Genomic DNA, 12,642 nt, shown 5'->3' on the forward strand with positions numbered 1-12,642 from the left:
CGTTAAACGGCAACGTGGACCCGTGTTCCCTCTAGTTTAACAGGGTAAACCATCACGCTAACATCATCGCGCTCAAAGCACTTACCTGTTTCTAGAGAGTAGTGTTCTTTGTAGAGCGGAGACGCTACCACTGGCTCATCTTTGAGTGACCCAAGTAAGCCGCGATACAAGACGTTTGCTTTGCCCACTGGATCGTAGTTGCTAATGGCGTAAATAAAGCGCTCGCCTTTGTTGTAGAAGCTAAAAATAGCAACCTGTTGATCGTCAATCAGTGCACATACACCACTGTTTGCAACAAGGTCAGTTTCATCACACACTTCGTGCCAGCGTTGCGCTAATTCGGTATTTGCAGTCATGATAATTTTCTCCTTACACCACTTCTACGGGAATGGCTTTAGTACCTGCAAACTTTTCAGCTTCTGTTGCAGGGCGAATTTGTCCACGTTCATCAACAAATTGAATGTTTGAATCTGTACTTTGACTATTAACAAACTGACGGAAACGCTTACGAGCTTCAGGGTCTTCGATAGTGGTTTTCCACTCACACTGGTAAGCGTCAACCACCGCTTGCATTTGCGTTTCTAACTCTTCGTTTAAGCCCAATGCATCGTTAATCACCACGTCTTGAAGGTACTCTAGACCACCTTCTAAGTTGTCCATCCACACTGAGGTGCGCTGCAAACGATCTGCGGTACGTACGTAGAACATCAACACGCGGTCGATATACTTGATAAGGGTTTCAGTATCTAGGTCGGTTGCGAAAAGGTCGCCGTGACGAGGTTTCATACCGCCGTTACCACACACATAAAGGTTCCAGCCATTTTCTACCGCAATAACACCGATATCTTTGCTCTGTGCTTCGGCACACTCACGGGTACAGCCTGACACTGCAAACTTAATTTTGTGAGGTCCACGTAAACCTTTGTAGCGGTTTTCTAATTCAATAGCCGCGCCCACAGAATCTTGAACCCCGTATCGACACCATGTGCTACCTACACATGACTTAACCGTTCTGAGTGCTTTGGCGTAGGCGTGACCAGTTTCAAAACCACCAGCAACAAGCGCTTCCCAAATATCAGGCAACTGCTCAACACGAGCACCGAACAAGTCAATTCGTTGACCGCCAGTAATCTTGGTGTAGAGGTTGAATTTCTTCGCTACTTCGCCAAGAAGAATGAGCTTTTCAGGCGTAATTTCACCGCCAGCCACACGAGGTACAACAGAGTAAGTACCGTCTTTCTGCATGTTACCTAGGTAGGTATCGTTAGTGTCTTGCAATGGCAAGTGAGACGGATTGAGAATGTAATCGTTGTAAACAGACGCCAGGATAGACCCCACTGCTGGTTTACACACGTCGCAACCAAGGCCTGAACCGTGTTTTTCTAGTAACTCATCGAAGGTTTTAATACCGTTCACTTTGATGATGTGGAAAAGCTCTTGGCGGGTGTAGTTAAAGTGCTCACAGATGGCTTTAGATACTTCAACACCGCGTTTTTCTAGCTCGCTGTCTACCACGTTTTTCAGTAGTGCCGCACAGCCGCCACAACCGGTTGCTGCTTTAGTCGCTGATTTAACGTCACCAACACTGCAACTACCACTGTCGATAGCACTCACAATGTCGCACTTAGCAACGTTGTGACACGAACAAATCGTTGCGCTATCAGGTAATGCATCGGCACCTAACGCTGGCGCTTCTCCGCCTGTAGGCATAATCAAGCTCTCTGCATTTTCAGGAAGCTCAATACCGTTTAATGCATATTGAAGTAAGGTATCGTAATCGCTGGTATCACCCACCAATACAGCGCCAAGCACATGCTTTTGCTCGGCATCAACTACGAGTTTCTTATAAACACCGTCTGGCTGGTTGTAGTAAGTATAGCTTTGCGCACCTTCGGTTCTTTCGTGAGCATCACCAATAGAGCCTACTTCAACACCCATAAGCTTCAACTTGGTGCTCATATCAGCACCTTCGAAGGTCAGTCCTTCACCTTGTAAGTGACTTACCGCTACTCTCGCCATGGTGTAGCCCGGTGCCACAAGACCAAAAATCTTGTTATCCCAAAGCGCACATTCGCCAATGGCATATACGTCTGGGTCAGAGGTTAAACACTGGTCGTTGATCACAATACCGCCACGCTCGCCCATATCGAGTTTGGCTTGCTTACCTAGTTGGTCTGACGGACGAATACCCGCAGAGAACAAGATCATATCGGTTTCAAGAGATGTGCCGTCGGCGAACGCCATACGATATCTACAGCTCTCTCCCGCTTCGATGACTTGAGTTGCTTTTTGGGTATGCACTTTCACACCCAAATCTTGAATTTTTTGACGTAATACACTGCCGCCAGTTTCATCTAACTGAACAGCCATAAGCTGAGGTGCAAACTCAACAACGTGAGTATCAAGGCCTGCTTCTTTAAGCGCGTTGGCCGCTTCCAGTCCCAACAAACCACCACCGACAACAACGCCGACTTTACTCTCGCGAGCCGATGATTCAATCGCTTCTAAGTCTTCTATGGTGCGGTACACCAAGCAGTGTTCTTGGTTATTACCAGGGATTGGCGGAACAAAAGGGTAAGAGCCAGTAGCAAGAACGAGTTTGTCATAGCTGTAAGTTTCGCCACTCTGGGTAGTGACAGACTTGTTTGCACGGTCTACTTCAGTCACCATGGCATTCAATACATAGTTTACGCCCCATCCGTCATAGGTTTTACCGTCGGTAAGCGCTAGGTCATCAGCGGTAGCGCCAGAAAAATACGACGATAAGTAAACGCGGTCGTAAGCTAGTCGAGACTCGCCACTTAATACGGTAATTTCAGCGTCTGCATTGCTTGCGTGAAGTTGTTCAACAAAGTGATGACCCACCATGCCATTACCAACAACCAACACTTTTAATTTTGAATTTGAAGTAGTCATGCTCTCTCCCTTTTTATTCGGGACAAAAAAAAGCCCACGCCAATTTTCATTGGTGTGGGCTTCGTTGCCTTTTGTGTTGTCGGCAGCACTACCGACAACGAACACATTTTAAACGAGTGATATTCACTCAACACATACACGTAATTATTGTTACAACTTTAATGCCAAAAATTATATCGTTGATTTATATGCAGTTTGTTAAATAAACCCATAGGAAGTTAATGGGTATATGCACCAAACAGTAGCAAAACCACCATTATTGGTGCACTAATTTATGCCAGTTTATCCGTCGCAACGCGATAACGTGGATCTTCATTCACGTTAATCTCTACGAACTTATCAGCATTGCGCAATAAACTACGACATTCATCACTAATATGGCGGATGTGCAGCTTCTTACCCTGCTGCTCGTATTTATCGGCCAACGAATCAAGCGCGTCGATACCTGATGAATCCCAAATTCGCGAGTTAACAAAGTCGATAACCACGTCATTTGGATCGCCAGTCACATCAAATAAATCTTTAAAGTGGCTTACAGAGCCAAAGAACAATGGCCCTTGAAGCTCGTAGACTTTCCATCCGTCATTGTCGATGTGATGCTTTGCTTCAATATTTCTCGCATGCTTCCACGCAAACACCAAAGCAGAAACAATCACACCAACTACTACCGCAACCGCCAAATCAGCAATGACAGTAACCGCAGTTACCAAGAATAGAACAAATGCGTCTTCTTTGTTTACACCACGCATAATGCGGAACGATGCCCACTCGAAGGTGGCAATAACAACGACAAACATAACACCAACAAGTGCAGCAAGAGGAATCATCTCGATGAGAGGCGCTGCAAACAAAATGAAACCAAGCAGTACGGTTGCCGCAGTAATACCCGACAAGCGACCACGACCACCTGAATTGATGTTGATCATACTCTGCCCGATCATGGCACAGCCGCCCATACCGCCGAAGAAACCATTGACTGTATTGGCTACGCCTTGGCCAACGCATTCTTTGTTTCCGCGACCACGGGTGTCTGTCATTTCGTCAATTAACGACAGTGTTAGCAAAGATTCAATCAAGCCCACAAGACACAAAATAATCGAGGTAGGCAAAATAATCATGAGGGTTTCCCAGGTGAATGGCACCATTGGGATTGCGAATGTAGGCAGTTCACCTGCCAAGGTTGCACCTTCTTTTTGGTCCGCTGGCAATAAATCGCGTACGAAATCGATGACGGTGCGCGCTTCTAAATCGAGGCCATGTACCAACGCGGTCACGGTAATAATAGCAACCAATGACGCAGGTACAGCGGTGGTTAACTTGGGTAACAGGTATATGATGGCCATTGTCAGCGCTACTAGGCCAACCATCCAATACAACATAGAGCCTTGCATCCAGGTGAGTTCACCCATGTCATTCAACACTTTGAATTGACCTAACTGGGCAAGAAAAATCACGATGGCCAAACCATTCACAAAACCTAGCATGACCGGATAAGGCACCAGTCGGATAAACTTGCCCAGCTTGAACACGCCGGCAAGTATTTGGAGCAACCCAGCCAATATCACCGCAGCAAAAAGGTATTGCACACCGTGTTGCGCGACCAACGCCACCATGACTACCGCCATAGCGCCTGTTGCGCCAGAGATCATTCCTGGGCGACCGCCAATAGCAGAAGTGATCAATCCCATCATGAACGCAGCGTATAAACCAATCATAGGTTCTACACCGGCCACAAAAGCAAATGCAACGGCTTCAGGCACTAACGCAAGTGCCACAGTAATACCCGACAGCACATCGTTTTTCACATTGCTGTCGCGATTTGTAATTAAATCAAACATGTTTTCTCAGAGGTCGATAAGTTGATTGAACACCGTTTGCCAAAGGGCTCGCCTATACACAAATAGTGTGAGTTGAATATTTCGGCGATTCTATCACCATTAAACCTGAAAATCTTTTAATAGAATGTTAAGCCCACCGCCTGTGTTGCGCTTTCATTGCTCTCAACGTACTATCGGCGTTCACTACTACAAAAGGATAAAGTGTGGTTCCCTACTTTCTTACGGGTATTTCTGTACTCATTGCCGCCATTTTACATTGGTTAGCTCCACAAAATTTTTGGCGTGCTACTGCCATGTCTACCGCTGTGATACTGCTTGTATCGCTGGCGTCCTTGTATATATTCAATGCATCGGGAATGCTAGTCAGTGAGAACACGGGAGAAACCCCAGATTTCAGCGGCAGATTAGGAATGATTTCTCTACTAATTTCTTTTTTTGCTCTGCTTATCTCTTTGTTTGTTGGTTGGTTTATTCGCATAATCAGACAATAGTGAAGAGAATCACATAGACATTAAGCACAATAAATTACGCCTATCTAAATGCACCAAGTTGCAGCACCACACAGTTGATGCACCAATATAAAGCAAAACACTGCACACTTTTAGTTTTCATTTGGTTAACATAAGATAATAGTCATTAAAATCAGTAAGATAAGCATCCCATTAAAAGTGCTTTTTACCCTTTTCCCAAGATAATGAAGGCATAAGCCTTGCTTGCAGATATGGTTTGATCGTTTTTGAGCGTTTTACGCTCTGTTCAAACACTCGAGAGAAAACCCGATGAAGAACTGCAGTGATACTACCAAGCGTTTTTTGTTATCAGCAAAGCGTGCCGAAATTAGTGTACTAGAGCAGCTGGCAAGCAACTGCCGTATAGTTATTGCTGTGAAAGATATGGTGCACGAACTTCAGCGTGAACGTGGTTCGAGTAATATCTATCTAGCGTCAAAGGGAGAGCGTTTTGGCGAACAGCGCGCTCAGCAAATAGAATCGAGTACTTTGGCAGAAGAAACTTTTCGCAGTCAGTTAAAGTCTCTTTATCTGAATAACAGTGGCACCAATGCAAATCCAAGGTTACTAAGTAGCATTACATTAGCACTTCAGGGGGTTGACCATTTACCCGTCTTGCGTAAGCAAATTCACGATCTAACCTTATCTCCCCTTGATTCAACCCAAGCCTATTGTCGACTCGTGGCTGGATTGCTCACCGTGATATTCGAGGCTGCGGATATCGCCAGTCATCCTCAAATCACTCGTTTACTTGTCGCCCTATTCAATTTTATGCAAGGTAAAGAGTTTGCTGGGCAAGAGAGGGCATGGGGCGCCATAGGCTTTGCAGAGTCTCATTTTGACAATCTGATTTGCGACAAAATGGAAGCTCTCCAACAAGCACAAAGCCACCACTTCTCATTGTTTTGTGAGTTCACCCCGCCCTCTCAAGAGAAAGCATGGGCATTATTGGGCTCAAGCTCGATGAACCAAGATATTGACCGTTTGCGCACAATGATTAGGCAGCTCGCCGATGGTCGCCCGATTTCATCCGAACTCAGCGAAGTATGGTTTGAAGTAGCGACTAAACGTATTGATGCCATGCGTGCTATCGAAAACGCGCTGACGCAGAGCTTGTTAGAAGTCGCGCTTGAGAGTGTGAACAATGCACAGAACGAAATGAAAAACCATCAAAAGCTACTCGAAAAGCTGTTTGAAGAGAACGCCCCTGACGGCTCACCACTTACCATGCTATTCGACCCAACAATGCCAGGATTATACGGCATGCACGAAGGTCAGGACGATGACCACACACCTCTAGGAGTAAAAACCAAAGGGCTTTCTGCCCACCGCTCGTTTTACGATTTACTTCAAGGGCAAGCAAAGCACATCAAAGATATGTCGCGAGAACTTGAAGATGCGAAACGTGCTATCGCAGAGCATAAGTTTATTGATCGTGCCAAACTGATACTCATGCAACAATGGCAACTCAGTGAAAACGAAGCCTATCGACGACTACAAAAGCAAGCCATGGACGAGAATAAAAAGCTGGCAGAAATAGCTGAGCGGGTAGTGGTTGCAATAGACAAGAAAAGCAAACCTCATGTCATTAACGGCTAAGGTGTGTTCGCGAGCACTGGCTCAAGAGTAATTCTCCGTATTTTCAATACTTAACTTCCGCAAAGGAATAAAATACACTCAACAAAGTGAACTACTGTTTTCCAAGGGACGTGTATTTTGTCGTTTTTTAGCATGAGAGTAAGCTGGCGCTGGTCAGTGGCGGCGGTACTTTTCTTTTGCGCATTTTTCGGTTTCTTAACCGGCGTGGGCTTGTCAGAAAGGCCCGATGTACACGCAGCCGATGCACTCACAAAAGCCTATTACAGCTTGGGGCTATTTGTGATGGGTGGGTTAGACTTGGGTACTCCTCAAGGCGGTCCATTGTTCAGTCGCACTTTATTGTGGATCAGTTACTTTGGCTCTCCAATTCTCGCAGCATCAACCATCATTGAAGCTGTGGTTAAGACCCTTTCGCCACATACTTGGCGTTTTCAACGATTCCGCAACCACGTTATTGTGGCCGGTTCAGGGGAACTAGCTGTGTCTTTTGTGAAAGAGTTTCGACGAGTCTCTCCCTCTGCAAACTTACTGATTATCGACAATGATTTTGACCAGTTGAGAGAGGTTGAATTCAGGCGTCGCTACCATGCAAAGATTGTCAGGGGCGATATTACACGAAGCTTCTTCTTACAACGCTTACATCTTAAATGTGCTAAGAAAGTCATTCTGTTGGGTGATGATAACTTTCAAAATTACGAAGCCGCTCACAAAATTCTCGACTTAGAGCCAAAGCTTCAAAACAACATCATCATTCACTGTAACAGTATTCGATTTATGCGCTCGATGGCCGATTCATATGTAGCTAAGCTGTGTATCAACTTTAATGCCTATCAACTCGCAGCCTCTGCGTTGGTGAAAAAGCATCTGAATACGCACTTTTTGGAAACCACGCCAAAAGATGTAGTCGTTATTGCGGGGTTTGGTGTATTTGGACAAACCATACTTGAAGAGCTTCAATACAGTGCGAAAGAAGAAATTGATACCATTGCCATTATCGGCGTGGACGCTAAGCGTCGTATTCAAGTTGTTGATGAACAAAACAACTTAACCAACTTTTGCCGACGTGAAGTATTTGAAGGCCCAATATCGCACCCTCAAGTATGGAAAGAATTGCGAGCCAACGTAGATCTCAAAGACTCACAACCAGTCATTATTCTATGTACCGATTCAGAAGAGGATAACTTTAGAACCTCATTGTGGATCAAGCGCAAGTATCCCGGTGCCATGGTGATTGCCCGTAGCTACTTACCATCTAAGTTTGCCACTGCAGTTAGCGAGCAAAACGACATACTTAACGTCAGTATTAATAAGCTAGTTCGAGAGAATTTTCCCGCAGATTGGCTTGATGTGTCAGATAAACGTGGGGTGTAAAAAACGCGCCCAATGAGTGGGCGCGTATAGGCTTTGTTAAAATGCGTAACCGCTGTGCTTGTTCTCAACCTTGTAGAAAGTTGCCTGCACGTAGTCGCTATCATTCCCGGTATTGTTCTGGTTATAAACGCCAGCTTTGAAATACATATATTGTCCACCGCTGGTGTAACCACTGTTACTCATATCAACAGTTTCAACAACGTCTGCTTTGCCGTCGCGAATGATGGTTACGGTTAATGTAGAGCCAGAAACATCAATGCGGTAACTAAATACTTCATCTAGTGAAATACCATCACTCGGGTTTGATGCGCTGCTCGAGCGGCTACCAATCATTTCATACCATTGATCACTACCGCCATTGGGTTCATGAGCAATGTAGATGCTGCCTTTGCTATTGTTTGGCAACTTGCGGTAATACAAGCGCACAGGCTCATCGTCGTTGGCATGAATTTGACCAATAATCACTCGACCTACCTGGCTACTGCTACCCGTGGTAGTCACATGATTTACCGATAAGGTTGCATCTAATGTACCGTCAACACCACCAGAAATATTACGATCACTCGAAGGTGCATCACCAAATACCCAGTTGTTACCACCAACGCCTTTGGTAGCGTATTGAGTATCGCCTCGGCGTAACATTTCACGTAACTCAGAGCGAGTATAACTAGTATTTGTAGAGGTTTTCGCACCTGCTACTGGCGCTCGGAAGACCATACCGCCATCTGTGGCCGTATAGAAGAAGCTACTATTCTCGTATCCACTGCTGAGAGGACCCTCTTTAATAGTGTCAGCTTTACCATCTCCGTCAGTATCAATAGGAACACTTAAAGTCCAATCGAGCAAATCAAAGTTGTCTGATGGCGGAAGGTTAGGATCGAGATTACCTGGGTTGGTTGGTGGTGGATCAACTGGGTCTGTCCCCCCATCAGTACCATCAGTACAACCGATAATTTGCGCTTCAATCAAACTATTCCAATTGCTTGACGAGTTGCCTTGTCCGGTTACCCGCACAAATCGAGCGTCACTGTCTAACACATCCACATCTTCAAAACCTTGTGTTGTGCCGCTCGATTGGGCTGCGACTAGTACTGAGGTCCAGTTTTGGCCATCTAGGGAAGTATCTATCTCATAGTACGCGCTGCGTTGGTCGCCCTTGTACCAAGCCAGTCGGACGTCTGTAACTTCAGCGGTAGCCCCTAAATCAAAAGTAATTTGCTTACCAATGCCATTTGAAGACCAACGAGAGGTAGCCGCCAAATTTCCATCAATAGCATTTGCCGGTACGTTTCCATCGTTGGTGCCGTTGTCAGTCGCCATATTGATGGTCAAGGTATCACTACCTTGGCAACTCACAGGGTCGGTTCCACCGTTATCAGGCGGCGTGCTTGAACTACCGGCAGTTAATGTAAAATCATCGAAACGTCCTTCCCCGCCGTTGTATGCACCATAGATAGTGGCAGAGGTCGCACTTCCCGAGTTAAACGTCACAGTGACCTGTTCCCAATCGCTGCTCGAATGATTGTTCGAAGCACTAATTCCACTTCCTTGAACGCCTAGTGTTCCGTTTCCGCGCACAAAAGCAGAAAGGGTGTAATTGGTGTTTGCAGTAAGAGCAACAGACTGTTCAACCCTGCCTGCTGATCCACTTATCTTTACCGATCTGCTACCAGAGTTTGCTACACCGGATATTGCTGAAGGGTCAGTGTCGGCCCATCCATCAAAGTTGTTTTCAAATCCGGGGTTATCCAAAGTCACGTTTGCTAATGCGGTCATGGGCACAAGTAAGCTCGAGAGCACAGTCGCGCGTAGGGGGTATTTCATTCTTTGTTTTCCTATGTTGTGTGTTCGCATGTGAAGCTCAAACAACGAATCCCTTTCTATATGAAGCCTTGTCATGTGAAACACGTCTCAATCCAAGTAACATCTGGCAGCTTGTTAACCAAATGTTTCTTCATTGTAAAACAAAGAATCAAAAATGGTAATAACAAAATATTAAATTGTCCGTAACATTTAAATAATTGGTTAACCAATATTAAAGAGGAGAGGAGATATTGCGGCGCATCATATTTCAATGCGAAGAAGCAATGGTCACTGAGGTGGTTTGCGAAATGATTTTCTATCAGCGCAATGATGAACTAAGGGCTATGCCACACACCTGTAAATTGGGCCAGCGTGTTTGCCACCCTTTGTTGACAATGCGCTCAATGAATATAGGCGATAGTTTGGCGGGGCTGTTTAGCGTAATGGTATTGGCAAAGTTGCACGCTAATCCGAAGGGCGCGATAACATCACAAGCTCCAGTAGAAGTTAACCTCACTGCGACGCAGGTCTCTCGCTCAATCCAGTGAGAGATAGCATGCTCAGTACTGATGTAAGGCGAATGCCCATGTTTCTGATGCATTCTTGCTTGATTCTTAACTTGCCATCGTACTTTTGGGAGGCGTTCCGTTAAGTAGCTTTGAACGCGGTTTTCAGTGTCGATCGACACATCATTTTTATCGAAATAGACCACATCTACATCATTGAGTGGAGTTAATTCCGTCTTGTTGTGCGTATGATCCCAAATGGCGTTGCGAACGAAACCCGCTCCGATATAGCCTTGAGGTAGCTGACAGTCTCTCAATGCATGTAAACAGCCTACGCGGAATTCGTCAGAGAGCAGAATATCACTGACAAGATTTGAATACCCTGCTACAACGCTCACCGTGTTATTGGTTGTCGAGCTTACTTCCCCCCAAACACTTAGGCGATTCAAGGGCTTCGCCACCGCGAGCTTTCCACTCATCGGCAGTGTAGGTATGCAAGGCTAACGCATGTACTGGGCCTTCCAGTGCTTCAGCCACTAAACCATTGATGGTTCGATGGCGAGCAATCAAGCGCTTTCCTTCGAATGCGTCTGAAACGACAGTGACTTTAAAATGACTTTGAGCACCATCAGGGACATTGTGCATGTAACTCTCATCAAGTATTTCTAAATAGCGCGGTGAAAGCGCTGGAACAATTTTGTCTTCAATGAAAGCTTTAACATTCATAATGGTTTGCTCATTTATACAACTACAAAGTACACAGATTCTATCATCCCAGTACCTCTTGTGTCTTTCTATTCCGAGTAGTGAACTCGTCTAAACTCCCTTGCTTGCTCTATGAACCACCATCGCGGATAATACGCCTCGTAAGCGCTTACGGCGTTACGCTCTCTACTGACTTAGCACTGAAGACACATAATGAACACGGCATTCTCTCTGGCTGATCGCCACTTTACACTGGTTCGCTACCCAGCGAAGCATCAACACAAAAGCTTACAAGCCTGGGACAGCGCAGACGAGTTGCTCATTGAGCATGTAGAAACCACCCTAGAAAATGACAACAATGAGCAGAAGATCCTCATTTTTAATGATGATTTTGGCGCACTAGGTTGCTGGTTCTCTCATCATAATCCGCACTGGGTGTCTGATTCTTATATTTCGACACGTTCGCTGCATGAGAATGTAAGTGCGAATAATCTGGAAGGAAAGGTAACCGAATTAACCAGCGTAGCTCCTCTCTCAGATATTGATGATTCACCCACTTTGGTGCTTATAAAAGTACCTCGCGCACTGGCATTGCTCGAGCAGCAGCTGATTGATTTACAAAGTATCGTTAAACCAAACACGCGGATTATTGCTGCGGGTAAAGTGAAAAGCGTCACTAAGTCTGTACTGGGGTTGTTTGAGAACTACCTTGGCCCTACAAAAACATCGCTAGCGAAAAAGAAATCTCGACTGATTTTTAGTGAATTTACTACACAGAAACATCACGTATCCCCCTACCCTACAGTGTGGACATGCAACGCAAAAAATGGCACGTCATTGACACTGTCTAACAATGCCAATGTATTCTCCCGCCAATCACTGGATATTGGCGCGCGTATCATGATGCCGCACATGCAGGTAGAGAACACCGATAAAGTCATAGATTTGGGCTGCGGTAACGGTGTGCTGGGACTAAACGCACTTGCACTAGCCCCCGAGTGCGAAGTGACGTTTGTAGACGAGTCTTTTATGGCCATCGACAGCGCGAAGAAAAATGTTGAAACCAACTTCCCTGAACAACTCGCTCAGTGTAGTTTTGTTGCCAGTAATTGTTTAGAGTCGTTGCTTGATAAGGTTACACCTTACACCGAAAATACCAGGTCGTACTCAAAAGTGTTCTGTAACCCACCGTTTCATCAACAGAATGCCATTACCGACCATATCGCCTGGCAAATGTTTAGTGACGCCAAAGCACTGTTGCGTACTGGGGGTCACTTAGTGGTGGTAGGCAACCGACACCTGGACTATCACATTAAGTTAAAACGCCTTTTTGGTGGCGTAAAGGTACTTGCCAGTGATAAGAAATTCGTTATCTTAGTAGCAGCAAAACGTTAA

The 12,642-nt window shown here is 45.5% G+C and carries 10 protein-coding genes; 4 read left to right on the top strand and 6 right to left on the bottom strand.

Translation table 11 applies throughout. The features are described from left to right. Positions 1–2: 2 nt before the first annotated feature. From nirD to EYS00_RS13855, 3 genes are all read right to left on the bottom strand, one after another. Positions 3–356 carry a nitrite reductase small subunit NirD gene (gene nirD, locus EYS00_RS13845; protein WP_130637600.1) on the bottom strand — a complete coding sequence of 118 codons (354 nt, stop codon included), beginning with the start codon at positions 354–356 and terminating at the stop codon, positions 3–5. A gap of 13 nt (positions 357–369) precedes the next feature. After that, entirely contained in the window at positions 370–2,916 is a 2,547-nt protein-coding gene (gene nirB / locus EYS00_RS13850) for a nitrite reductase large subunit NirB (RefSeq protein WP_130637602.1), read from the bottom strand. Positions 2,917–3,188: 272 nt separating this feature from the next. Beyond that, positions 3,189–4,754, bottom strand: coding sequence for a SulP family inorganic anion transporter (locus EYS00_RS13855; protein ID WP_130637604.1), 1,566 nt, complete (start codon positions 4,752–4,754; stop codon positions 3,189–3,191). A gap of 203 nt (positions 4,755–4,957) precedes the next feature. On the opposite strand from EYS00_RS13855, the gene EYS00_RS13860 reads away from it, so the two are divergent. The 3 genes from EYS00_RS13860 to EYS00_RS13870 all read left to right on the top strand — a co-directional run bounded on the left by EYS00_RS13860 (position 4,958) and on the right by EYS00_RS13870 (position 8,233). Then, entirely contained in the window at positions 4,958–5,245 is a 288-nt protein-coding gene (locus EYS00_RS13860) for a hypothetical protein (protein WP_130637606.1), read from the top strand. 288 nt (positions 5,246–5,533) lie between these two features. Beyond that, positions 5,534–6,862 carry a nitrate regulatory protein gene (locus EYS00_RS13865; RefSeq protein ID WP_130637608.1) on the top strand — a complete coding sequence of 443 codons (1,329 nt, stop codon included), beginning with the start codon at positions 5,534–5,536 and terminating at the stop codon, positions 6,860–6,862. Between the two features lie 117 nt (positions 6,863–6,979). Beyond that, positions 6,980–8,233 (top strand): NAD-binding protein, encoded by a 1,254-nt coding sequence (locus tag EYS00_RS13870; RefSeq protein WP_130637610.1) that lies wholly within the window; start codon positions 6,980–6,982, stop codon positions 8,231–8,233. A gap of 36 nt (positions 8,234–8,269) precedes the next feature. Here the strand turns inward: EYS00_RS13870 and EYS00_RS13875 are convergent, their stop codons facing one another. From EYS00_RS13875 to EYS00_RS13885, 3 genes are all read right to left on the bottom strand, one after another. Beyond that, positions 8,270–10,057, bottom strand: coding sequence for a polysaccharide lyase family 7 protein (locus EYS00_RS13875; RefSeq protein ID WP_242618772.1), 1,788 nt, complete (start codon positions 10,055–10,057; stop codon positions 8,270–8,272). Positions 10,058–10,355: 298 nt separating this feature from the next. Beyond that, entirely contained in the window at positions 10,356–11,003 is a 648-nt protein-coding gene (locus tag EYS00_RS13880) for a nucleotidyltransferase family protein (RefSeq protein ID WP_242618773.1), read from the bottom strand. Beyond that, positions 10,945–11,268: a BolA family transcriptional regulator gene (locus EYS00_RS13885; protein WP_130637616.1), complete on the bottom strand. Its 324-nt coding sequence runs from the start codon at positions 11,266–11,268 to the stop codon at positions 10,945–10,947. Before EYS00_RS13885 ends, EYS00_RS13880 begins: the two co-directional genes overlap by 59 nt. A gap of 192 nt (positions 11,269–11,460) precedes the next feature. Between EYS00_RS13885 and EYS00_RS13890 the strand changes: the two genes are divergently transcribed. Beyond that, positions 11,461–12,642: a methyltransferase gene (locus tag EYS00_RS13890; protein WP_130637618.1), complete on the top strand. Its 1,182-nt coding sequence runs from the start codon at positions 11,461–11,463 to the stop codon at positions 12,640–12,642.

It is taken from the genome of Alteromonas sp. KUL49 (assembly GCF_006538345.1).
Lineage (GTDB): Bacteria > Pseudomonadota > Gammaproteobacteria > Enterobacterales > Alteromonadaceae > Alteromonas.

Coding starts and splice junctions, on each gene's coding strand:
- nirD (WP_130637600.1), bottom strand. CDS start 356: ATGACTGCAAATACCGAATTAGCGCAACGCTGGCACGAAGTGTGTGAT.
- nirB (WP_130637602.1), bottom strand. CDS start 2,916: ATGACTACTTCAAATTCAAAATTAAAAGTGTTGGTTGTTGGTAATGGC.
- EYS00_RS13855 (WP_130637604.1), bottom strand. CDS start 4,754: ATGTTTGATTTAATTACAAATCGCGACAGCAATGTGAAAAACGATGTG.
- EYS00_RS13865 (WP_130637608.1), top strand. CDS start 5,534: ATGAAGAACTGCAGTGATACTACCAAGCGTTTTTTGTTATCAGCAAAG.
- EYS00_RS13875 (WP_242618772.1), bottom strand. CDS start 10,057: ATGAAATACCCCCTACGCGCGACTGTGCTCTCGAGCTTACTTGTGCCC.
- EYS00_RS13885 (WP_130637616.1), bottom strand. CDS start 11,268: ATGAATGTTAAAGCTTTCATTGAAGACAAAATTGTTCCAGCGCTTTCA.
- EYS00_RS13890 (WP_130637618.1), top strand. CDS start 11,461: ATGAACACGGCATTCTCTCTGGCTGATCGCCACTTTACACTGGTTCGC.